The sequence below is a fragment of the Nocardioides islandensis genome, from assembly GCF_015352455.1.
GTDB lineage: Bacteria > Actinomycetota > Actinomycetes > Propionibacteriales > Nocardioidaceae > Nocardioides > Nocardioides islandensis.
Genome location: NZ_JADKPN010000013.1, coordinates 1 through 21,511, shown reverse-complemented (window position 1 = coordinate 21,511; position 21,511 = coordinate 1). Strand labels below are relative to the sequence as shown.

The 21,511-nt window shown below is 73.0% G+C and carries 21 protein-coding genes and 1 rRNA gene; 8 read left to right on the top strand and 14 right to left on the bottom strand.

Annotation, left to right across the window (positions count from 1 at the left end; genetic code table 11):
* Position 1: 1 nt before the first annotated feature.
* Positions 2–1,126, bottom strand: a complete 1,125-nt coding sequence (gene ald / locus ISU07_RS18285; protein ID WP_194708276.1) for an alanine dehydrogenase — start codon at positions 1,124–1,126, stop codon at positions 2–4.
* Between the two features lie 142 nt (positions 1,127–1,268).
* Here ald and ISU07_RS18280 point away from each other — a divergent pair, with 142 nt between their 5' ends.
* From ISU07_RS18280 to ISU07_RS18255, 6 genes are read left to right on the top strand one after another with little or no spacing between them, the layout of a single operon-like run.
* Positions 1,269–1,643: a TOBE domain-containing protein gene (locus ISU07_RS18280; RefSeq protein ID WP_194708275.1), complete on the top strand. Its 375-nt coding sequence runs from the start codon at positions 1,269–1,271 to the stop codon at positions 1,641–1,643.
* A 45-nt stretch (positions 1,644–1,688) separates the two neighbouring features.
* A complete protein-coding gene (modA, locus tag ISU07_RS18275; protein ID WP_194708274.1) occupies positions 1,689–2,465 on the top strand; it encodes a molybdate ABC transporter substrate-binding protein in 777 nt (258 codons plus the stop codon).
* A 49-nt stretch (positions 2,466–2,514) separates the two neighbouring features.
* Positions 2,515–3,267 (top strand): ABC transporter permease, encoded by a 753-nt coding sequence (locus tag ISU07_RS18270; RefSeq protein ID WP_228522180.1) that lies wholly within the window; start codon positions 2,515–2,517, stop codon positions 3,265–3,267.
* Positions 3,264–4,331: a sulfate/molybdate ABC transporter ATP-binding protein gene (locus tag ISU07_RS18265; RefSeq protein ID WP_194708272.1), complete on the top strand. Its 1,068-nt coding sequence runs from the start codon at positions 3,264–3,266 to the stop codon at positions 4,329–4,331. The genes ISU07_RS18270 and ISU07_RS18265 overlap by 4 nt, the downstream gene beginning before the upstream one ends.
* Positions 4,332–4,362: 31 nt before the next feature.
* Positions 4,363–4,947 carry an RNA polymerase sigma factor gene (locus tag ISU07_RS18260; protein WP_194708271.1) on the top strand — a complete coding sequence of 195 codons (585 nt, stop codon included), beginning with the start codon at positions 4,363–4,365 and terminating at the stop codon, positions 4,945–4,947.
* The gene (locus tag ISU07_RS18255; RefSeq protein ID WP_194708270.1) at positions 4,935–5,834 is read left to right on the top strand and encodes a CU044_5270 family protein; all 900 of its coding nucleotides are present in this window, start codon (positions 4,935–4,937) and stop codon (positions 5,832–5,834) included. Before ISU07_RS18260 ends, ISU07_RS18255 begins: the two co-directional genes overlap by 13 nt.
* On the opposite strand, the gene ISU07_RS18250 is transcribed toward ISU07_RS18255, so the two are convergent.
* Complete coding sequence (locus tag ISU07_RS18250) at positions 5,831–6,952, bottom strand: dipeptidase (RefSeq protein WP_194708269.1); 1,122 nt, start codon at positions 6,950–6,952, stop codon at positions 5,831–5,833. The two genes, ISU07_RS18255 and ISU07_RS18250, sit on opposite strands and share 4 nt — an antisense overlap.
* On the bottom strand, positions 6,949–7,536 hold the full coding sequence (locus ISU07_RS18245) for an NUDIX domain-containing protein (RefSeq protein WP_194708268.1): 588 nt from the start codon (positions 7,534–7,536) through the stop codon (positions 6,949–6,951). The genes ISU07_RS18250 and ISU07_RS18245 overlap by 4 nt, the downstream gene beginning before the upstream one ends.
* Positions 7,537–7,569: 33 nt before the next feature.
* On the opposite strand from ISU07_RS18245, the gene pepN reads away from it, so the two are divergent.
* Positions 7,570–10,026, top strand: coding sequence for an aminopeptidase N (gene pepN / locus ISU07_RS18240; RefSeq protein ID WP_194708267.1), 2,457 nt, complete (start codon positions 7,570–7,572; stop codon positions 10,024–10,026).
* On the opposite strand, the gene ISU07_RS18235 is transcribed toward pepN, so the two are convergent.
* From ISU07_RS18235 to ISU07_RS18195, 9 genes are all read right to left on the bottom strand, one after another.
* On the bottom strand, positions 10,023–10,784 hold the full coding sequence (locus ISU07_RS18235; RefSeq protein ID WP_194708266.1) for a tetratricopeptide repeat protein: 762 nt from the start codon (positions 10,782–10,784) through the stop codon (positions 10,023–10,025). The two genes, pepN and ISU07_RS18235, sit on opposite strands and share 4 nt — an antisense overlap.
* On the bottom strand, positions 10,777–12,462 hold the full coding sequence (locus ISU07_RS18230; protein ID WP_194708265.1) for a CTP synthase: 1,686 nt from the start codon (positions 12,460–12,462) through the stop codon (positions 10,777–10,779). Before ISU07_RS18230 ends, ISU07_RS18235 begins: the two co-directional genes overlap by 8 nt.
* Positions 12,463–12,473: 11 nt before the next feature.
* Positions 12,474–13,352, bottom strand: coding sequence for a copper transporter (locus ISU07_RS18225; RefSeq protein ID WP_194708264.1), 879 nt, complete (start codon positions 13,350–13,352; stop codon positions 12,474–12,476).
* On the bottom strand, positions 13,349–14,542 hold the full coding sequence (steA, locus tag ISU07_RS18220; RefSeq protein WP_194708263.1) for a putative cytokinetic ring protein SteA: 1,194 nt from the start codon (positions 14,540–14,542) through the stop codon (positions 13,349–13,351). Before steA ends, ISU07_RS18225 begins: the two co-directional genes overlap by 4 nt.
* Positions 14,543–14,630: 88 nt before the next feature.
* Positions 14,631–16,373: a DNA repair protein RecN gene (recN, locus tag ISU07_RS18215; protein ID WP_194708262.1), complete on the bottom strand. Its 1,743-nt coding sequence runs from the start codon at positions 16,371–16,373 to the stop codon at positions 14,631–14,633.
* 1 nt (position 16,374) lies between these two features.
* The gene (locus ISU07_RS18210; RefSeq protein ID WP_194708261.1) at positions 16,375–17,286 is read right to left on the bottom strand and encodes an NAD kinase; all 912 of its coding nucleotides are present in this window, start codon (positions 17,284–17,286) and stop codon (positions 16,375–16,377) included.
* Positions 17,283–18,119: a TlyA family RNA methyltransferase gene (locus tag ISU07_RS18205; protein ID WP_194708260.1), complete on the bottom strand. Its 837-nt coding sequence runs from the start codon at positions 18,117–18,119 to the stop codon at positions 17,283–17,285. The genes ISU07_RS18210 and ISU07_RS18205 overlap by 4 nt, the downstream gene beginning before the upstream one ends.
* Positions 18,120–18,137: 18 nt before the next feature.
* Positions 18,138–18,401 carry a hypothetical protein gene (locus ISU07_RS18200; RefSeq protein ID WP_194708394.1) on the bottom strand — a complete coding sequence of 88 codons (264 nt, stop codon included), beginning with the start codon at positions 18,399–18,401 and terminating at the stop codon, positions 18,138–18,140.
* A gap of 9 nt (positions 18,402–18,410) precedes the next feature.
* On the bottom strand, positions 18,411–19,433 hold the full coding sequence (locus tag ISU07_RS18195) for an HAD-IIA family hydrolase (RefSeq protein WP_323742697.1): 1,023 nt from the start codon (positions 19,431–19,433) through the stop codon (positions 18,411–18,413).
* Between the two features lie 41 nt (positions 19,434–19,474).
* Between ISU07_RS18195 and ISU07_RS18190 the strand changes: the two genes are divergently transcribed.
* A complete protein-coding gene (locus ISU07_RS18190; protein ID WP_194708259.1) occupies positions 19,475–20,608 on the top strand; it encodes a DUF1015 family protein in 1,134 nt (377 codons plus the stop codon).
* Here ISU07_RS18190 and ISU07_RS18185 read toward each other — a convergent pair.
* A complete protein-coding gene (locus tag ISU07_RS18185) occupies positions 20,571–20,954 on the bottom strand; it encodes a single-stranded DNA-binding protein (RefSeq protein WP_194708258.1) in 384 nt (127 codons plus the stop codon). The two genes, ISU07_RS18190 and ISU07_RS18185, sit on opposite strands and share 38 nt — an antisense overlap.
* A gap of 197 nt (positions 20,955–21,151) precedes the next feature.
* Positions 21,152–21,268, bottom strand: a 5S ribosomal RNA gene (rrf, locus tag ISU07_RS18180).
* Positions 21,269–21,511 lie beyond the last annotated feature (243 nt).

Sequence of the window (21,511 nt, the reverse complement as noted above, 5' to 3'; positions counted from 1 at the left end):
CTCAGCCGATCGCTTCGGCCAGGTCGACGGCCTCGATGCCCACCGCCTCGCCCACCGGGCCGTTCGTGAGCTGCCCGGCGTGCGTGTTGAGCCCGAGAGCCAGCGACCGGTCGGCCCTGCAGGCGTCCTGCCAGCCCTTGTCGGCCAGCGCGACGGCGTACGGCATCGTCGCGTTGGTCAGGGCGTAGGTCGAGGTGTTCGGCACCGCGCCCGGCATGTTCGCGACGCAGTAGAAGATCGAGTTGTGGACCGGGTACGTCGGGTCGGCGTGCGTGGTCGCGTGGGTGTCCTCGAAGCAGCCGCCCTGGTCCACCGCGATGTCGACGAGCACCGAGCCCGGCTTCATCCGCGACACCAGGTCGTTCGAGACGAGCTTCGGCGCGGCCGCGCCCGGGATCAGCACCGCGCCGATCACCATGTCGGCCTCCATCACCTGCTGCTCGATCGCCAGTCGCGACGACGCCAGCCCGTGCACGCGGTTGTTGTAGCGCCAGAACGACATCCGCAGCTTGTCGAGGTCGGTGTCGAGCAGGGTCACGTCGGCGCCCATGCCGAGCGCGATGTTGGCGGCGTTCTGGCCGGAGACGCCGGCGCCGATGATCACGACCTTGGCGTTGGCGACACCGCCGACGCCGCCCATCAGCACGCCGCGGCCGCCCTGGGCCTTCATCAGCGAGTACGCGCCGACCTGGGGCGCGAGGCAGCCCGCGACCTCGGACATCGGGTACAGCAGCGGCAGCCCGCCGGACGGCAGCTGCACGGTCTCGTAGGCGATGCCGGTGACCTTGCGGTTGATCAGCTCCTCGGTGAGCGGCTTGTCGGCCGCCAGGTGCAGGTAGGTGAAGAGCGTGAGGCCCTCCCGCATCCGGCCGTACTCCTCGGCGACCGGCTCCTTGACCTTGAGCACCATGTCGATGCCGCCGTCGGTGCCCCAGGCGTCCTCCGCCGCCGGCACGATCGTGGCGCCCGCCCCGACGTACTCGTCGTCGCTGATGGAGGACCCGACCCCCGCGCTCGCCTGGATGAACACCTCGTGACCGTGGGCGACCAGCTCGTGCACGCCGATGGGCGTGATGGCCACGCGGTACTCGTGGTTCTTGACTTCCTTGGGGACTCCGACCTTCACCTGATCGCTCCTGGGTCGTCGGCCGTACGCCGTGCCCGGCGCCGGCAGCAGCACTGCGCTGTGCGGCCGGGTCCGACAATATCCACGCGGTCACCCGTGGTGTGACGCGGGCGACGCTGTGCGCGAGCCCTAGGATCCCCTCGTGGCGGACTATCTGCGGATCGGCGAGGTCGCCCAGGCCGTCGGCGTCAGCGTCGACACCCTGCGTCGCTGGGAGGCAGACGGCCGCGTCCAGTTCGAGCGGCGCGGCAACCAGCGGGTGCTGCGCGCCGACAAGCTGGCCGCCCTCACCGCGTCGGTCAGCGGCCCGGACCGCGTCTCCAGCGCCCGCAACCGCTTCCACGGCGTCGTCGTCGGCATCACCCGCGACCGGGTGATGGCCCAGGTCGAGATGGTGTGCGGTGAGTTCCGCGTGGTCTCCCTGATGAGCCGGGAGGCGGCCGACGAGCTCGGCCTCGAGGTCGGCAAGCACGCTACGGCGATCGTGAAGTCCACCAACGTCATCGTCGAGGTGTGAGACCCCTGCATAGGTACTACCTAGGCTTTGTGATTCGATGCGCGCATGGCCCGACGTCTCTCCCTGCTCGCCGCCGCCGCCGTGTTCCTCGCAGCCACCGCGACGGCGTGCGGTGACGACGGCAGCACCGGGCCGGGCTCCGCGGGTGGGACCACGTTGACCGTGTACGCCGCCGCGTCGTTGACCACGACCTTCCAGCAGATCGGCGAGGAGTTCGAGAAGGAGCACGACGGGGTCACGGTCGAGTTCTCCTTCGGCGGCTCCTCCGACCTGGTCGCGCAGATCCAGGAGGGAGCCCCGGCCGACGTGTTCGCCTCCGCGGACACCGCGAATATGGACAAGCTGACCGCCGCCGGCCTCCAGGCCGGCGACCCGCAGAGCTTCGCGTCCAACACCCTCGAGATCGCGGTACCTCCGGGAAACCCGGCCGGCATCGCGTCCTTCGCCGACCTGGCGAAGAGCGACGTGAACGTCGTCGTGTGCGCGCCGGAGGTGCCGTGCGGCTCCGCCACCCAGAAGGTCGAGGCGGCCACCGGCGTCGCGCTCTCCCCCGTCAGCGAGGAGCAGTCGGTGACCGACGTGCTCGCCAAGGTCACCTCCGGCGAGGCCGACGCCGGGGTCGTCTACGTCACCGACGTCGAGGCGGCCGGTGACGACGTGGAGGGCGTGACCTTCCCCGAGTCGTCGGAGGCCGTGAACACCTATCCCGTCGTCGCGTTGAAGGACGCCGCCGACGCCGACCTCGCGCAGCAGTTCGTGGACCTGGTGCTGGGTGACACCGGCCGGCGCATCCTGGAGGAGGCCGGCTTCGCCCAGCCGTAACAGCCGTCAGGCAGTCCGCAGCCAGCGACCGGTCGACGTACCCCGCTGGCTGTTCCTGCCCGCCCTGCTGGGCGCGCTGTTCGTCCTGCTCCCTCTCGTCGCCATCGTCGCCAAGGTCGACTGGGGCAGCTTCTTCTCCCTCGTCACGTCCGAGGGCTCGCGGGCGGCGTTCTGGCTGAGCCTGCGCACCTCCGCGGCCAGCACCCTCGCCTGCGTCGTCCTCGGGGTGCCGATGGCGCTGCTGCTGGCGCGGTGGGACTTCCCCGGTCTCGGCCTGCTCCGGTCGCTGGTGCTGATCCCCCTGGTCCTGCCTCCGGTCGTGGGCGGGCTGGCGCTGCTCTACACCTTCGGGCGCCGCGGTCTCCTGGGCGAGTCCCTCGACGCGCTCGGCATCCAGGTCGCGTTCTCGACCATCGCGGTGGTGATGGCCCAGACGTTCGTGGCGATGCCGTTCCTGGTGCTCAGCCTCGAGGGCGCGCTGCGCACGGCCGGCGACCGCTTCGAGGTCGTCGCCGCGTCGCTCGGCGCGCCACCCACCACCGTCTTCCGGCGGATCACCCTCCCGCTCGTGCTGCCCGGCCTGGTGTCCGGGGCCGTGCTGGCGTTCGCGCGCTCGCTCGGCGAGTTCGGGGCCACCATCACCTTCGCCGGCAGCCTCCAGGGCCGCACCCGCACGCTGCCCCTGGAGATCTACCTCCAGCGGGAGACCGACCCCGACGCCGCGGTCGCCCTCGCCCTCGTGCTGCTCGTCGTCGCCGTCCTCGTCATCGGGGTCGCGCGGCACGGACGGACGGCCCTGTGAGCGTCCGCTTCTCCGCGACGGTGCCCGACCGGCAGGTGCGGGTCGACCTCGAGGTGGCCGACGGCGAGACCCTCGCGGTGCTGGGTCCCAACGGGTCGGGCAAGTCCACGGTCCTCGGCGTGCTGGCGGGCCTGGTGCGCCCGCAGTCCGGCCGCATCACGCTCGACGACCGCGTCCTCACCGACGTCGGCCCCGGCGCCCCGGGCGTGCAGGTGGCACCGCACGACCGGCGGACCGCCCTCCTCGGCCAGGACGCCCTCCTCTTCCCCCACCTCGACGCGCTCGAGAACGTCGCCTTCGGTCCACGCAGCCGCGGCACCGACCGGCGTACGGCGCGCGCGGACGCCCAGCGCTGGCTCGACGAGCTGGGCGTCGGCGACCTCGCCGACCGTCGCCCCGGACAGCTGTCGGGCGGGCAGGCGCAACGGGTGGCGGTGGCCCGCGCACTCGCAGCCGAGCCCAGGCTGCTGCTGCTCGACGAGCCGATGGCCGCGCTCGACGTCGCCGTCCAGCCGGCGCTGCGCCAGGTGCTCCGCCGGGTGCTCCAGGAGCGCACCGCGATCGTCGTCACCCACGACCCCCTGGACGCGCTGCTGCTCGCCGACCGGGTCGTCGTGCTGGAGCAGGGGCGCGTGGTCGAGTCCGGGCCGAGCACGGACGTGCTGGCCCGGCCGCGGAGTGCGTTCGCCGGGCGGCTGGCCGGTCTCAACCTGCTGCGTGGCACCTGGCGCGACGGCGCCGTGCACGTGCGCGACGGGTGGGACGTCCACGGCCGTGTCGAGGGCACCGCGCCCGAGCCGGGTCATGACGCGATCGCCGCCTTCCGCCCCCAGGCCGTCGCGGTCTATCGAGACGCCGCACGCAAGACCCTCCTGGGGAGCCCACGCAACGCCTTCGACGTCCGCGTCACCGAGCTCGAGCCGCGTGCCGACCTGCTGCGCGTGCACGCCGGCGACCTGGCCGCCGACGTCACCGTCCAGGCGGCCGCCGAGCTGGAGCTGGTCGTCGGCACCCCGGTCACCTTCGTGGTCAAGGCCACCGAGGTCGCGTTGTACGGCCTGTGAACCCTTCTCCCGGCTGCGGGTAAGAACAGGCATGGACGACGGCGAGGCCATCGCGCGATCGGTCGACGACCCCGCGGAGTTCGGGGTCGTCTACGACCGGTACGCCGACGACGTGCACCGCTTCGTGCTGCGCCGTCTCGGCGCCGACCTGGCCGACGACGTCACGGCGGAGACCTTCGCCACCGCGCTGCGGTACCGGGCCAGGTACGACGCGACCCGGCCGAACGCCCGGCCGTGGCTGTTCGGCATCGCCGCCAACCTGGTCGGCAAGCACCGCCGGACCGAGGTACGCGGCCTGCGCGCCGTGGCGCGCCTCGGCGCCGACCCGATCGCCCGTACCTGGGCGCCGGACGGGGTCGAGGAGCGCGTGGTCGCGTCCTCCGCCGGCCCGGCGCTGGCCACCGCGCTGGCCAAGCTCGCGCCCGGGGACCGGCACGTGCTGCTCTTGGTCGCCTGGGCCGACCTCACCTACGCCGAGGTGGCCGAGGCGCTCGACCTACCAGTCGGCACCGTCCGGTCCCGCCTGCACCGCGCGCGACAGGCCGTCAGGCGCTCGCTCACCCACGACCCGACCAGCTCACCGCTGCCGAAGGAGGCACCGACATGGACGAGATGACCCTACTGCGCGAGTTCCGCAGCGACGCGCCCGCCGCCGCGCCGCCCGAGGTGCGCGAGCGGGTCCTCGGCTCCCGTCGTACCTCCCGTCGTCCGGCCCTCCGACTCGCGCTCGCCGCGGTCCTCGCCGTCACGGGGGGCGGGGTCGCGGCGACCGTGTTCCAGCCCGCAGCGCCCTCGGCCGCCGCGGTCCTGGGCCGGGTCGCGGCGACCGTCGCGGCCGCGCCCGACCTGACACCGCGACCGGACCAGTGGGTCTACGAGCGCGACCTCTTCCTGGACGCGGTGACCGGCAAGCCCGGCACCCACCCGGGCGAGTCGTGGTCCCGCTTCGACGGCGAGCGCGTCGCCGACCGGATGCCGAGCGGCCGGGTCAACGTCCAGGGCGTCGAGTACTGGCCGCTGGGCACGCCCCAGCAGTGGTACGACATGGTGGTCGCGCTCCCCGACGACCCGGCCGACGTCCTCGACCACCTGGCGGCGGACCCGCTCTACACGTCCACGGGCGACACCCGGGCCGACCGCGACTTCGACGAGGTGACGCAGGCCCTGACCGCCGAGACGTACCTCCCGCCGGCCGGCCGCGCGAGCCTGTTCCGCGCCCTGGCCACCATCCCCGGCGTCGGCATCGACGAGCACGCTGCGCCCGACCTGGTCGGCCGGCCGGTCCTGTCCGTCACCTTCACCGGTGACACCGACCTCGGCCGCGCGGGTGACCACTGGGAGCTGCTGCTCGACCCGGCGTCCTACGACGTGCTCGGCCTGCGCGGCACCGCGGGCTCGGACATCGACCTGGGCGAGGGGACGGTCAAGCACGCCGGCGAGGTCTGGTACGAGGTGGCCGTCCTGGACCACCGCGTCGTGGACCACGCGGGCGACCTGCACTAGCCGGCCGCGACGTCCTCCACCGCCCGGAGCACCCGCAGCACGTTGCGGCAGGTGAGCTTGCCGAGGTCCTCGGCCGACCAGCCGCGCTGGGCGAGGGCCTCGAGCAGCGCGGGGTACGTGCTGACGTCCTCCAGTCCGTCGGGCAGCGTCGTCACGCCGTCGTAGTCGCCACCGAGCCCGACGTGGTCGACGCCGGCCACCTCGCGCACGTGCTCGACGTGCTCGACGACGTCGGCCAGGGTCGCCGGCGGCGGCGGGTCGGTGCGCTGGAGCTCGGCGAGGTACGGCTCGAACCGCGCCAGCTCCTTGGGCTCGAAGCCCAGCGCACGGGCGCCGTCCTCGGCCGCGAACGCCCAGTCCCGGTTGTCCTGGTTCACGAACCTCGGCACGAACGACACCATGCAGACCCCACCGCCGGCGGCCATGGTGGTCAGCACGTCGTCGGGCACGTTGCGCGGGTGGTCGACGACCTCGTACGCCGAGGAGTGGGAGAACAGCACGGGAGCCGTCGCCACGGCGAGCGCGTCGCGCATGGTGTCGGCGCTGACGTGCGAGAGGTCGACCACCATCCCGATGCGGTTCATCTCGGCCACGACCTCGCGCCCGAAGTCGCTCAGCCCGCCGAGGACGCGCTCGTCGGTGGCCGAGTCGGCCCAGGGGACGTTCTCGTTGTGGGTCAGCGTCAGGTACCTCACCCCCAGCCGGTGGTACATGCGCAGCACCGCCAGCGAGCCGTCGATCTGGTGGCCGCCCTCGGCGCCCAGCAGCGAGGCGACGCGACCCGACGCCATCGCCGCCTCGGCCTCGTCGGCGGTGGTCGCCAACGCCAGCCGGTCGGCGTACCTCTCGACCATCCGGTACGCCGCGTCGACCTGCTCGAGCGTGGCGCGCACCGACTCGTGGCCCAGCGTCGACGGGACGAACACCGACCAGAACTGCGCGCCCACGCCGCCCTCGCGCAGCCGCGGCAGGTCGGTGTGGGTGCGGCCGTCCTGGCGGACCGCGATGTCGACCTCGTCGAAGTCGTAGCCGCAGAGCCGGCGCAGCGCCCAGAGCAGGTCGTTGTGCCCGTCGGCGACCGGGTGCTCGGCGAGCAGCGACGCGATGTCGACGTTCACAGAAGGTCCCGGCGCCGAAGAGCGTCGTACGCGAGCACGGCCACGGCGATCGGCGCCTCCGTGACCCGGCCGTCCAGCACCGCATCGACGATCTCGTCCACCGGCACCCAGAGCTTCTCCATGGCCGCTTCCTCGTGCTGCAGGGCGAAGTCGCCCCGGCCGCGCCTCGTCAGCCCGCGAGCCAGGAAGAACACGTGCCGCTCGGAGGTGATGCCGGCCGACGGGAGGAGCGCGAAGAGCTGTCGCCACTCGCTGGCCTCCAGCTCGACCTCCTCCCGCAGCTCGCGCTTCGCCGTCTCCAGTGGGTCCTCCCCGTCCGTGTCACGCAGCCCCGCCGGCAGCTCGAGGTGGGTGCCGAGCACGGGATGGCGGTACTGCCGCACGCACGCGACCCGCTCCTCGTCGTCGACGGCGAGCACGATGACGGCTCCCGGGTGCTCGAAGACCCAACGGTCGAAGGACTCGCCCCCGCCCGGAGCGGTGATGGTGTCCTGGCGCAGGGCGACGATCCAGTCGCCGCGGTAGAGGTCGGTGCTCCCCTGGACCGGCCAGGACTCCGAGGTGTCCGGGGGTAGGTCAGGCACGCCCCGAGGTTATCGGCCGCTACCGTGGCAGGCGTGACCGACACCGATACGGGACCGCTGTCCCTCACCCGCGCCGAGGCCGAGGAGCGCTTCGCCCTGCTCGAGGTCGACCGGTACGACGTGGCGTTCGACCTCCGCGGACTGCTCGAGGGCGACGTCCTCGAGGCGACGTCCACCGTCACCTTCCGCTGCGACGAGCCCGGCTCGAGCACGTTCATCGACTGCGTCGCCACGGTCACCAGGGCCACGCTCAACGGCGTCGAGCTCGACCCGTCCACGCAGGACCGCGGTCGGCTGCCCCTGCCCGACCTCCAGGCCGACAACGTCCTGGTCGTCACCTCGTCGCAGTCCGACACCGCGTCGGCCCACGGCATCAAGCGCACGGTGGACCCGAGCGACAAGCTCGTCTACGTCTGGACGACCTTCGAGCCGGACATGGCCCGCCGGGCCTTCGCGAACTTCGACCAGCCCGACCTCAAGGCGGTGCACGGCTTCACCGCCAGCGCCCCGGACACGTGGGTGGTCTGCAGCAACTCCCGGCACACCTCGATCGAGGACCTGGCCGACGGCGGGAAGCTCTGGACGTTCGCGGACACCCCGCGCCTCTCGACGTACGTCACGGTCGTCAACGCCGGCCCGTTCTACGAGCGACGCGAGAGCCGCGGCGGCTACGACCTCGGCCTCTTCTGCCGGCAGTCGCTCAGGCACCTCCTCGACCGCGATGCCGACGAGTTCTTCACGGTCACCGAGCAGGGCCTCGCCTGGTTCGGCGAGAAGTTCGGGGTCCCGTTCGGCCAGGAGAAGTACGACCAGGTGTTCGTGCCCGACATGGGCGGCGCGATGGAGAACTGGGGCTGCGTCACCTGGGGTGACGGCGTGCTGTTCCGCAGCGACCCGACCTACGACCAGCGGCGGCAGGCCGCCTCGATCAACCTGCACGAGATGGCGCACATGTGGTTCGGCGACCTGGTGACCATGAAGTGGTGGGACGACCTCTGGCTGAACGAGGCGTTCGCGTCCTGGGCGGCCACCTGGTCGCTGGTCGGCGCCACGAGGTACACCGACAGCTGGGCGGCGTTCCTGGCCACCGGCAAGCTCGAGGGCTACCGCGTCGACATGGGGCCGGCCAGCCACCCGATCCGCGGCGACGTGCCCGACGTCTCGCAGGCGATGGCCAACTTCGACGCGATCTCGTACCAGAAGGGCCAGTCGGTGCTGCGCCAGCTCAGCGCGTACGCCGGCGAGGACGCGTTCCTGGAGGGGCTGCGCGCCTACTTCCGCGACCACGCGTGGGGCAACACGCGCCTGGAGGACCTCACCGGCGCCGTCGGCGCGGCCAGCGGACAGGACCTGACCACGTGGGAGTCGCAGTGGCTCGACGAGTCCGGCACCGACACCCTCTCCCTGGACGGCGACGTGCTGCGCGCGGCCGGGCCGGGAGGCGGCCGGCCTCGCTCGCACCGGCTCGACATCGGCTGCTACGCCGAGGACGACGGCCGGTTGCGCCACGTGGGTGACGTCGAGGTGCGCACCGAGGGCGCCGAGACGCGGGTCGAGCTCCCGGACGCCGACCTGTTCGTGGTCAACGACCACGACCTGACCTTCGCAGCGGTCCGGACCGACAAGGCGAGCCTCGACGTGATGCTCCGCCGCGCCGGCGACCTGCCGGACCCCGTGTCCCGGGCGCTGGCCGTCGCCACCGCGTACGACATGCTCGTCAAGGGCGAGCTCTCCGGCGACGACGCCCTGACCTGCGTGCTGGGCGTCCTCGAGACCGAACGCCTCGAGGGCATCGTCGAGCCGTTCCTGCGGATGGCCGGCCTGATCGCCTCCTTCTACACACCGAGCGCCGACATCACCGCCCAGCGCACTCGGGTGGCCGACAGCGCGGCCCGGCTGGCCACCGAGCCCGACCTCGCCCAGGGAGCGCTCCTCGCGCTGGCCGCCAACGCCACCAAGCCCGAGCACTTCGCGCAGCTCGACGCCGCGGCCGAGCACAACATCGGCCTCGCCTGGCGGGTCGCCGCCACGCGCGCGGCCCAGGGCGACGACGACGCCGAAGCGGTCGAGCGGCTCCTGGAGCGCGACCCGGACCCGGACGCCGCGGTCAGTGCCCTGATCGTGCGCGCCTCCCGCAACCTCACCGAGGCCAAGGAGGAGGCCTGGCACGCCCTGTACGCCGAGCAGTCGGTGCCCGGCGGGGTGGTCATGGGCCAGATGATCCGGGCCTTCTGGCGTCCCGAGCAGCGCGACGTGCTGATGCCGTTCACCGAGCGGTACCTCCAGGAGGTCCCCAAGCTCGCCGGCGGCGGCATGCTCAAGGTCTTCGGACTGATCGGCGGCATGTTCCCGATGGTCGGCGACCAGCGGTTCCTCGACGACGCGACCGCGTTGGCCAAGGAGCCCGGGACCGACCCCACGGTCCGCGCTGCCCTGCTCGGCGGCGTGGACACGCTCGTGCGCAAGCTGCGCGCCCGCGGCGAGCTCTAGACCCTGCCCAGCGCCTCGCGGTTGGCGGCGATCTCCTCGGCGACGTAGGCGTCCTCGGCGCCGACCGGGTCGGCGGCCAGCTCCTCCATCAGAGCCAGCGCCTCGTCGTACTTCCCGAGCGTGCGCAGCGTGCGGCCCACGCACCACCGGGCGACGACCCAGGCCTGGCGGTCGTCGGCCTCCGCCCGGACCTCGACGGCGCGCTCGAACACGGTGAGCGCGCGCTCCGGCTCGCCGGAGTCGTGCAGGTCCCAGCCGAGGTTGTTGAGGATCGAGCCCAGCCAGCGGCGCACCTGCGGGTCCTCGGTCGCCTCGATCTCGGCCAGGGCTCGCTCGTCGACGGCCCGTGCGGCGGCCGGCCCCTCGGTGGCACCGGCGGCGATGGCCTGCATGTGCAGCGCGTCGAGCGCGAGGCCTCCCGCCCCGGCCTCGGTGGCCAGGCGGTGGGCTTCGGCGAAGTACGGCGCGGCGCCGGCCGGGTCCCCGGTCGAGTTGAGCACCCGGCCGCGCTCGATCGCGATCCGCGCCCGCGCATGGGCCGACGTCGGCCCGGCGGACTCGACCTCGTCCAGGATGCGGCCGGCCGCCTCGAAGTCCCCGGCGAGCCCTGTCGCGCGGGCCTGCTGGGTGCGCAGCACCGCGACGGCCTCCCCGAAGCGCCCCGCCGAGCCTGCGGCGTCGCCGAAGTCCCAGGTGTCCAGGACCAGCTGCTCGAGCGCCCGCGGGTCGGCCAGCCGATGGGTCAGCGGGTCAGCCATCCGCCGGCTCGCGGCGCAGCCCGGTCTCGTCGATCGGGAACCGTTCGGACCGCTGACGCTCCAGCGCCGCGCCGACCAGTCCGGCGAACAGCGGGTGCGGACGCGTCGGGCGGGACCTGAGCTCCGGGTGCGCCTGCGTCGAGACGTAGTAGGGGTGCACGTCGCGGGGCAGCTCGACGTACTCGACCAGGTCGAGGTCGGGGTTCGTGCCCGAGAAGACGATGCCCGCGGCCTGGAGCTGCTCGCGGTAGTGGTTGTTGACCTCGTAGCGGTGTCGGTGCCTCTCCTCGACCCGTGCCTGTCCGTAGGCCTCGCGGACGATCGAGCCGGCGGCCAGCTCCGCGGGATAGAGGCCCAGGCGCATCGTGCCGCCGAGGTCGCCGGCCCCGTCGACGTACGCCTTCTGCTCCTCCATGGTCGCGATGACCGGCTCGGGGCAGTCGGGGTCGAACTCGGTGGAGGCGGCCTTCTCGAGCCCGGCGACGTTGCGGGCGTACTCGATGACCATGCACTGCAGCCCCAGGCACAGGCCCAGCGTCGGGATGCCGTGGGTGCGGGCGTAGGTGAGGGCGCCGAGCTTGCCGTCGAGACCCCGCACGCCGAACCCGCCCGGCACGCAGACGCCGTCCACGTCGTGCAGCTGGCGGTGCGCGCCGGCCTGGTCGGCGCACTCGTCGGAGGGCACCCAGCGGATGTGCACCTTGGTCTCGTGGGCGAACCCGCCGGCGTTCAGGGCCTCGGCGACCGACAGGTAGGCGTCGTGGAGGTCGACGTACTTGCCGACCAGGGCGATGGTGACGTCGTCCTTGGGGTGGTGCACCTTGCGCAGCAGGTCGTCCCACGTCGTCCAGTCGACGTCGCGGAACGGCAGGTCCAGGCGGCGGACGAGGTAGGCGTCCAGGCCCTCGCGGTGCAGCACCTTCGGGATGTCGTAGATCGACGGCGCGTCCGCCGCGGTGACCACGGCTTCCTCGTCGACGTCGCACATCAGCGAGATCTTGCGCTTGATGCCCTCAGGGATCTCGCGGTCGGCGCGGCAGACGATCGCGTCGGGCTGGATGCCGATGCTGCGCAGCGCGGCCACCGAGTGCTGGGTCGGCTTGGTCTTCAGCTCCCCGGACGGGCCGATGTACGGGACGAGCGAGACGTGCAGGAAGAAGCAGTTGTCGCGGCCGATGTCGTGGCGGACCTGGCGCGCGGCCTCCAGGAACGGCAGGGACTCGATGTCCCCGACCGTGCCGCCGATCTCGGTGATCACCACGTCGACGTCCGGCGCGCCCATCGCCCGGATCCGGTCCTTGATCTCGTTGGTGATGTGCGGGATGACCTGGACGGTGTCGCCGAGGTAGTCGCCGCGGCGCTCCTTGGCGATCACGCTGGAGTACACCTGGCCGGTCGTGACGTTGGCGATCTGGCTCAGGTCGGTGTCCAGGAACCGCTCGTAGTGCCCGATGTCGAGGTCGGTCTCGGCCCCGTCGTTGGTCACGAAGACCTCGCCGTGCTGGAACGGGTTCATCGTCCCGGGATCCACGTTGAGGTACGGGTCGAGCTTCTGCATCGTCACGCGCAGACCGCGCGAACGGAGCAGGCGCCCGAGGGACGAGGCCGTAAGGCCCTTGCCCAGAGAGGAGGCGACGCCCCCGGTCACGAACACGTGCTTGGTGGGCGCTTGCTTCACGGACTTCAATCCTACCCGAGAGGTGCCGGCGCGTCCGAACCCGACGCACCGAAGGAGCCGCCCGGCGTGGCCAGGACGTGGATGAGGGCGAGGACGGCGGCCACCTGGCCGGACCCCGTGTCGGTCCCGTCGACCGTCGCGACCGGACGCGTCGGCGGTGCGCTGCGCAGGGTCGTGATGTCGGCGTCCTTGGTCGGACCGGCCACCACGACGCCCTTCGCGACCGCGGCCAGGCCGCTCACGAGACCGTTCATCACCGGCGCGTCGACCTCGCTGCCGGTCACCACGAGCACGAGCGGGGCCAGTCCCGGCTCGTCCTCCGGCAGGGCCAGCAGCCCCGCGCCGTGCAGGCTCGCCCGCAACGAGGAGACCTTGGCCGGGTCCATCCCGGTCTTCCGGCTGGCCGTCGAGACGGCCCGGCCGAGCAGCTGGCCGATGCGGTCGTACGTCGTGGCGTCGGCCGTCACCACGTCCGCGCCCAGCTGGGCGACCAGCTGGGTGCCGAGCGTGTCGACCAGTGCCTTGCGCGTCGGGTCGACGAGCGTGCGGCGCAGCCCGTAGGAGCCGATCACCTGGGTCCCGGCTTGGCGCACCTGCTCGGTCAGCGCGTCCACGACGTCGTCGTCGGCCCCGGGCAGCGTCAGCACGACGACGGCGTGGCCGTGCAGCCGGCCGGCGTACAGCCCCTGGCTGACGGTGCCGGCGAAGGCGTCGGCGTACGTCGCCCGGTCCTGCGCGGCGGTGTCGACCGTGGGCTGCGGCGGCTGGGCGGCGGCCTTCGGCGGCGACGTACCGAGGTCGCTCAGCGGGCCGGCGCCGAGGGCGATGCCGACGGCCACCGCCATCACCAGCACGACCAGAGGGATGAGCTGGCGGCGCAGCCGGGTCACGAGAACCGTCCCTGGAGGCTGTCGAACGCGTCGGCCAGCCAGTGCTGGGCGTCCACCGCCCACTCGTGGCCGACCGGTGTGCTGGCGATGGCGGCCGCGACGGCCACCAGGCACAGCAGCAGGGCCAGCAGCAGGTGCCGCGGCCGGATCTTGCCGGAGTACAGGGTCGGCACGGCCGCCGCGTCGACGAGACGCGGGCTGACCCGCAAGCGGGTGAGGTACGTGCTGGCGAGCCCGGCCCGGCCGCGGTCGAGGAACTCCTCGAGGCTCGCCTGGGTGCCGACCTCGACGATCACGCGGGCCTCCTCGGCGTCCGCGAGGAGCAGGGCGGCGTCCTGGGCGGTCGCGGTCGTCTCGAGGCGCAGGGGACTGGCGCCGAGGCGCTCCAGCCGCTCGGTGAAGGCGCGGGAGGCTCCCGGCTCGACGACGAGGACGACGTCGTGAGCCGCGCGCAGCACCTTGGTGGACGGCGGTTCCGCTCCCCCGGTGACGACCACGACGTGCGGCTTGTACCCGGCCTCGCGCAGCGCGTCGGCGCCGGCGTCCACGCCGACCAGTACCGGGCGCTGCTCGGTCAGGAACGCCCTCAGCCGCTTGCGGTGGGCGGCCAGCTGGCGCGGGTCGGCCACGACGACCACGGGCCGGCCGGTGAGGCGGGTCCGCAGCTCGGGCAGCCCGATCCCGTGCAGCAGCAGGTCCTGCTCGCGCCGCAGGAACTCGCTGCTGGTGTGGGTGAACGTCTGCAGCTGGGCGACCATGCCCTGGCGGGCGGCGTCCATCTCCCGCTCGATCGTCGGGGCGTCGAGGTCGCGGCCCACGGCGACGGCGCGCTCCCCCATGTGCACCGCCCCGTCGTGCACGCGGACGGTCGAGCCGTCCTTGATGAGGGCCAGCGAGTCGGTGCCGATGCGGTCGACCAGCACGATCCCGGCGTCCGCGAGCAGCTCGGGGCCGAGGTTCGGGTAGCGCCCGGAGATCAGCGCGCTGGCGTCCACGACGGCCGCCACGCGCGCGTCGGCCAGCGCCTGGGCGGTGGGCTTGTCGAGGTCGAGGACGTCGAGCACGGCGATGTCACCGGGTCGCAGCCGCGGCAGCAGCGTCGCGATCCGGCGGTCGACGCGGGCGGTGCCGTGGACGCCGGGCAGGACCTCGGCCGGGCGGCGGCGGGACGGGCGGGTGAAGGTGGTCATCCCCACCCATGCTGTCAACCGGAACCGGTCGGTCCCGGCAGGCGCTGCGGCGTGTCAGGCCAATCCGTCAGGCCGTCAGGCCGAACCGTCAGGCCAGGGCTCGGCCCGGTGCCGCCGTCTCGAGCAGCTCACGGGCGTGCGCCAGCGCGGTGTCCGAGTCGTCCATCCCCGCGAACATCCGCGACAGCTCCCGCTCCCGGGCCTCCGGGTCGAGCACGGTCAGCCCGGAGGTCGTCACCGAGCCGTCGCTGGACTTCTCCACGACCACGTGGCGATCGGCGTACGCCGCCACCTGCGGCAGGTGGGTCACCACGAGCACCTGGGCGTTCTTGGCCAGCTCGGCGAGCCGCCGGCCGACCTCGACGGCCGCGCGCCCGCCGACGCCCGCGTCCACCTCGTCGAACACGAACGTCGGCACCGGGCTGGTGCCCGCGAGGGCCACCTCGATCGCCAGCATCACCCGCGAGAGCTCGCCGCCGGACGCCCCCTTCGCGATCGGCCGGGCGGGTGACCCGGTGTTGGCCGCCAGCTGGAGCTCGACCTCGTCGACGCCGGAGGAGCCGAACCGCACCCACCGCGTGCCGACCTTCAGCGCCCCGGGGGCCTCCGCCCCGACCGCGTGCTGGCGGACCTCGATCGTCAGCCGGGCGTCGGGCATGGCCAGCAGGGTGAGCTCCTCGGAGACCTGCTCGCCGAGCGTCGTGGCGGCGGCGACCCGCGCCGTGGTGAGCTCGGCCGCGGTGGTCGCCAGGTCCGTGCGGAGGGACGCGACCTGCTCGCGCAGGCGCTCGATCCGGCCGTCGGTGTCGTCGAGGTCCAGCAACCGGGTCGCGGACTGCTCGGCCCAGACGAGCACCTCGGCGATGGTGTCGCCGTACTTGCGGGTCAGCGCCGTCAACGCAGCCCGCCGCTCCGACACCGAGGCCAGCCGCGTCGGGTCGGTCTCCAGCCGCGAGGCGTACGACGCGACGTCTGCGGCCAGGTCCGAGAGCAGGTAGGTCAGCTCGCCCAGCCGGTCGGCCAGCTCGGCGGCCTCCGGGTCGTGGTCGCGGACCGACTCGAGGGAGGTACGTGCCTCGGCCGCAGCCGCCAGCGCGTCGGGGTCACCGGACTCGCTCGACAACGCCTCGCGCGCCCGCTCCGCCGCGGCCCGCAGCGTGTCCGCGAACCCGAGCCGCGCCTCCTCGGCCGCCAGCTCGGCATCCTCGCCGGGCAGCGGCTCGATGGCCGCGATCTCGTCCAGCCCGAACCGCAGCAGGTCCGCCTCGCGGGCGCGCTCGCGCGCCGCGCTGGACACCTCGGCCAGCTCCGTCTCGGCTGCCAGCAGTCGCGCCCGCAGCTCGACGTACCTCGCCAGCGGCTCCGCCACGCGATCACCGGCGAAGCGGTCCAGCGCGTCGCGCTGTGCCCGGGGGGCGAGCAGCCGGTGCTGGTCTGCCTGGCCGTGCACGGCCACGAGGGGCTGGGTCAGCTCGGCGAGCACCGCCACGGGGACCGTGGCACCGCCGGCGTACGCCCGCGACCGCCCCTCCGCCGAAACGTTCCGCGCGAGGACGACGCGGTCCTCCTCGACCTCGCCGCCTGCCTCCTCCACGGCGGCGGCGAAGTCCGGCATCCCGTCGACCCGCACCACACCCTCGACCCGGGCCGCCTTGGCACCCGTGCGCACGGTGCCGGTGTCGGCGCGCCCGCCCAGCAGCAGCCCCAGGGCGGTGACCAGCATCGTCTTGCCGGCGCCGGTCTCGCCCGTGATCACGGTGAGGCCGGGGCCGAGCTCCAGGGTCGAGGACTCGATGACGCCCAGCGACCCGATCCGGATCTCCTCGAGCACCTCAGGCTCCCCGCCAGCCCTGCACGGGCAGCCCGAACTTCGCCACCAGCCGGTCGGTGAACGGCGCCGCGTGCAGCCGCACGAACCGCACCGGCCGCTCTCCGCGACGTACCTCGATCCGCGCTCCCGGCGGCAGGTCCACCGTGCGCCGCCCGTCGCACCAGAGGACGCCCGAGCCCCCGGTGCGCGTGAGCACCTCCACCGCCAGCGTCGACGAGGGCGCCACCACCAACGGTCGCGCGAACAGCGCGTGGGCGCTGATCGGCACCATCAGCAGCGCCTCCACCCCCGGCCAGACCACCGGGCCGCCCGCGGAGAAGTTGTACGCCGTCGAGCCGGTCGGCGTCGCGCACACCACCCCGTCGCACCCGAACCGCGACAGCGGCCGCCCGTCCACCTCGACCACCACCTCGAGCATCCGCTCGCGGGCCGCCTTCTCCACGCTCGCCTCGTTGAGCGCCCACGTGCTGGTGACCAGCTGGCCGTCGGTGAACACCGACACGTCGATCGTCAGCCGCTCCTCGGAGGTGTAGCGCCCCTCGACCACCGCGGTGATCGTGCTCTCGACGTCCTCCGGCTCGGACTCGGCCAGGAACCCGACGTGCCCGAGATTCACGCCCAGCAGCGGCGTGCCCCGCTCGTGGGTGATCTCGGCCGCACGCAGGATCGTGCCGTCGCCGCCGATGACGATGGCCAGCTCGCAGTCACAGGCCGCGTCGTCGTCCCCGCCCGCCACGATCTCGAGGTCGTCGGGGTCCAGCTCCAGGTCCGCCGCCTCCTCGGCCAGCGCACGCACCACGATCCCGTGGCTCGAGAGCGCCTTCACGAACGCCCGCGCCACGTCCCGCGCGTCCTCGCGGCCGGTGTGCGCCAGCAGCAGGACGCGCCGGACGACGGCGGGCTGGACACTCATGTCTCCACCTTCTCACCCGGCACCCCCGGGTCCGTGGCCTCCCACACCGTCCGGTGGATGACCTCCTCCCCGACCGTCGGCTCGCCCCGCTTCAGCCACAGGAAGAACTCCACGTTGCCCGACGGCCCCGGCAGCGGGCTGACCGTCACCGCACGCGCTCCCCAGCCGCGCGCGGCGGCCGCGTCGGCCACCGACCGGACCGCCTCCTCGCGGAGCTCGGGCTCGCGCACCACCCCGCCCTTGCCGACCCGTCCCTTGCCCACCTCGAACTGCGGCTTGACCATCACCGCGAGGTCCCCGTCCTCGGCGGTCACCCCGATGAGGGCGTCCAGCACCAGCTCCAGGCTGATGAACGACAGGTCGCCGACCACCAGGTCCACCGGCCCACCGATCGTCTCGGTCGTCATCTCGCGGATGTTCGTCCGGTCGTGCACCCGCACCCGGTCGTCGCTCTGCAGCGACCAGGCCAACTGGCCGTACCCCACGTCCACCGCCACCACCTCGCGCGCCCCGTGCCGCAGCAGCACGTCGGTGAACCCGCCCGTCGACGCCCCTGCGTCGAGGCAGCGGCGGCCCGCCACGACCAGCCCCGCCGGCTCGAACGCCTTCAGCGCCCCCGCCAGCTTGTGCCCACCGCGCGACACGTAGTCCGGCTTGTCCGGGTCCTCCCGCACCACGATGGCCACGTCCGTGGTGACCGCCGTCGCCGGCTTCCCGGCGACCGCTCCGGACACGCTCACCCGCCCGTCGCCGATCAGCTCCGCGGCGTGCTCGCGCGAGCGGGCCAGTCCGCGCCGGACCAGCTCCGCGTCCAGCCGCAGGCGACGGGGCACCTCAGCCCTCGGCTGTGCTCAGGCCGACTGACGATCCGGTTGGCCGTCCGGCTCGAGCGCCGCCCGCAGCTCCTCGTGCGCACTCTCGAAGACGCCCGCGTGCTCCGACACCGGCAAGTGGTGCAGCGCGTCCATCGACGCCAGCACCTCGTCGACCCGCGGGTCACCGGTCGTCAGCTCGTCGTCGCCCTGCTCCGAGAGCCCCTCGACACCCTGGTCCGCCGCGTCCGCGTCGTCGTTGTCGGCGGGGACGTCGGTGTACTCATCGGGGGCCTCGGTCATGCCCGCAGACTACCCGTCGGGCTGTGCCGAACCCGCTCCCGGCGGCTCCAGACCGCCCGTGTCCACGACCTCTCCCGACGAGTCCAGGTGTGCCCACGCGATCGCGGCCACCGCCCGCCACCAGTCGTCGGCACTCCCGTTGCCCTCGACCCCCAGCGAGCCGCTCTCGACGCGTACCCGCCACCCGCCGAGCTCCGCCGCGCCGTCGCTCAACCCGGGCGTCGGTTGGGCCTCCAGCAGCCCGGCCAGGTCCGCCGCGACGTACGTCGGCCGCCGGCCCGACGGCACCGCCACCAGCTCCGCCAGCCCGGTCACACCGGTCATCACCAGCAGGCTGTCGCAGCCGGCGTTCAGCGCCCCGTCGATATCGGTGTCCAGCCGGTCACCCACCATCAGCGGGTGCTCGCCACCGACCCGGCGGAACGTCTCGTCGAACAGCGGCCGCTCCGGCTTCCCGGCCACCACCGGGTCGACTCCCGAGAACTCGCGCAGCACACCCACCAGCACGCCGTGTCCCGGCGCCGTCCCGAACTGTGTCGGGATCGTGAGGTCGGTGTTGCTGGCCACCCACGGCAGGCCGTCGCGCACCCGCACCGCGGCGCGCATGATGTCGCGCCACAGCACCTTCGGCCCGTACCCGGACACCACCGCGACCGCCTCGCTCGCGCTCACCGCGACCGGCTCCAGCCCTTCGTCGCGCAGCGCCTCGTCGAGCCCGGGGCCCCCGAGCAGCGCCACCGCCGCGCCCTCGCCGAACCGGTCCCGCAGCAGCCGCGCCGCCGCCTGGGCCGAGGTCACCACGTCCTCGGTGCGCGCCTCCACCCCGAGCTCCCGCAGGTGAGCGGCCACGTCGTCGGCGGGCCGCGAGGCGTTGTTGGTGATGAACGCGATGCGCACCCCCGCCTTCCGGGCCCGCTCGAGGTGCTCGGCCGCCCCCGGCACCGCCTCGCCGCCGATGTACACGACCCCGTCGAGGTCCAGCATCGCGAGGTCGTAGGCCTCTGCCAGTGGCCGCTCCGAGGTCCCCAGCACGCGTCCATCCGGCACGGAAATGGTCCCCCTACGATGCTTCGATGGACGCGAGCCCGACGGTCATCCCGCCGTCGGTGGGCAGACCGTTGCGGTTGCTGCCGTTTCGCGGCTGGCGCCTGACGGCCGGCCGGATCGGGGATCCCGCCACCGCTCGCCTGTTCGCGCGACCCTATCGCGAGGTCTCCGAGCGCCTGGACGGCTGGGCAACGAGCGGACAGCTCCTCCGCGACTCCGAACCGGCCGTCTACGTCCACGAGTACACCGCTGACGGCATGACCGTCCGCGGCCTCGTCGGTGCCCTCGACATCGCCCACCGGGCGTCGACCCCGGCGGACCGGGCCGTCCTCCCCCACGAGGGGATCCACCCCGACCAGGTGCGCGACCTCGCCGAGCGGATGAGCACCTGGCAGCTCAACCCCGCGCCCATCCTCGTGGTGCACCGCGGTCCGGAGACCGCCCGGGCGCTGGTCGAACGCATCGTCCGGGGGCCACCGCTGCAGGAGGATGTCGACCGTGCCGACCAGCGGCACCGCCTCTGGGCGATCCGTGACGGCGCCGATCTCGATCTCCTCCACAGCAGCCTGTCCGAGGCGCAGGCGCTGATCGGGGACGGGCATCACCGGTACGCCGCCTATCTCCGGTTGCAGCAGGAGCACCCCGGCGGGCCGGCCGACCAGGGGCTGGCGATGCTGGTCGACCAGACCGACACCCCTCTGTTCCTCGGGGCCATCCACCGGGTGCTGTCGGGCACGTCCCTCGCGACCGTTCACACCGTCTTCTCCCGCTCGGCGACGTGCACGCAGGTCCCGATGGCCGATGCCTTCGCCGCCCTCGCCAGAGACACGCTGGTGGTCACCGACGGCCGGTCGTGGGCCACCGTGCACCTCCCGCTGCCGCCCGATCGTGCGGCCGTCGAGGTGCTCCACGACGAGCTGCTCGCTCCGCTCGCGCTCACCGATCGGAACATCGCCTACCACCACTCGGTCGAGCAGGCCCTCGCTCGGGTGCGGGCCGGCCGTGGCGTCGCCGTGCTCATGCCGGCGCTGGAGTTCGACACCGTGCTGCGGGTGGCGCAGGCAGGCCGCTTGTTGCCGGAGAAGGCGACGTCCTTCCAGCCGAAGCCCAGCGTCGGGGTGCTCATGCGCTCGCTTCGCGACGAGCCGCCGCCCGCTTGACCATGCGCCCTGCGGTCACCTCGACCTCGACGCGCGAGGCTGCGCCGCTGCCGCCCTGGAAAAAGCGCTTGCGCAGGGGCCCGCTCACCTCGACCACGTCGTCAGCGGCCCAGCCGGCCACGGAAGCTCGCACCCGGCCTCCCCACACCACGCAGTCGATGGCGTCGACGCTCTGCCTGCTCCGGCCGCCCGGTGGCCTCGGCACCACGAGCAGGAACGTCCACATCTCGTCGCCACTCGGCAGGGTCCGGGACTCGGGATCCCGCGACAGCCTCCCCTGCAGCCGCACCTCGTTCACCACCACCGTGGTGTCCTCGGTCTTGTCAGGCTCCTTGCCTGTCTTCATGTCGCATCACCTCCGGCCACCACGCTCCGGGGTCGCACCGACCTCCGCGGCCCGATCAGGCGAGCCCGGTGGAAAGGCGGTGCGGGAGACCTCCCTGTGCACGCAAAGTGGGCCCCCGGAAAGCCAGGAAATGCCCCTGCCATGCCCATAAATGCCGGAAGGGCCACCAGCATGCTGGTGGCCCTTCCTCAAAGGATGTTCGGCGGCGTCCTACTCTCCCACGCCCTCTCGGGGGCAGTACCATCGGCGCTGGCAGGCTTAACTTCCGGGTTCGGGATGGGTCCGGGTGTTTCCCTGTCGCTATGGCCGCCGTAACACTAGGACCCAGTCGCAGGATGTGTGCGGTCGTGGGTGGTCTGGTGTCACAACATTCAGTTGTGGGTTCAACACGGTTGTTTGGTGTTGGGTAGTGGACGCGAGACATCACCAGGTGTTGCACCTGTCAGCTGGATTGCTGCCTTTTGGTGTGCATGGTGGGTGTGGGACAAGCCCTCGGCCTATTAGTACCGGTCGGCTGTACATTGCTGTTGTAGACCTCCGGCCTATCAACCCCATAG

Coding starts and splice junctions, on each gene's coding strand:
- ISU07_RS18260 (WP_194708271.1), top strand. CDS start 4,363: ATGGACGACGGCGAGGCCATCGCGCGATCGGTCGACGACCCCGCGGAG.
- ISU07_RS18190 (WP_194708259.1), top strand. CDS start 19,475: ATGGACGCGAGCCCGACGGTCATCCCGCCGTCGGTGGGCAGACCGTTG.
- ISU07_RS18200 (WP_194708394.1), bottom strand. CDS start 18,401: ATGACCGAGGCCCCCGATGAGTACACCGACGTCCCCGCCGACAACGAC.
- ISU07_RS18185 (WP_194708258.1), bottom strand. CDS start 20,954: ATGAAGACAGGCAAGGAGCCTGACAAGACCGAGGACACCACGGTGGTG.
- steA (WP_194708263.1), bottom strand. CDS start 14,542: ATGACCACCTTCACCCGCCCGTCCCGCCGCCGCCCGGCCGAGGTCCTG.
- ISU07_RS18255 (WP_194708270.1), top strand. CDS start 4,935: ATGGACGAGATGACCCTACTGCGCGAGTTCCGCAGCGACGCGCCCGCC.
- modA (WP_194708274.1), top strand. CDS start 1,689: ATGGCCCGACGTCTCTCCCTGCTCGCCGCCGCCGCCGTGTTCCTCGCA.
- ISU07_RS18210 (WP_194708261.1), bottom strand. CDS start 17,286: ATGAGTGTCCAGCCCGCCGTCGTCCGGCGCGTCCTGCTGCTGGCGCAC.
- ISU07_RS18235 (WP_194708266.1), bottom strand. CDS start 10,784: ATGGCTGACCCGCTGACCCATCGGCTGGCCGACCCGCGGGCGCTCGAG.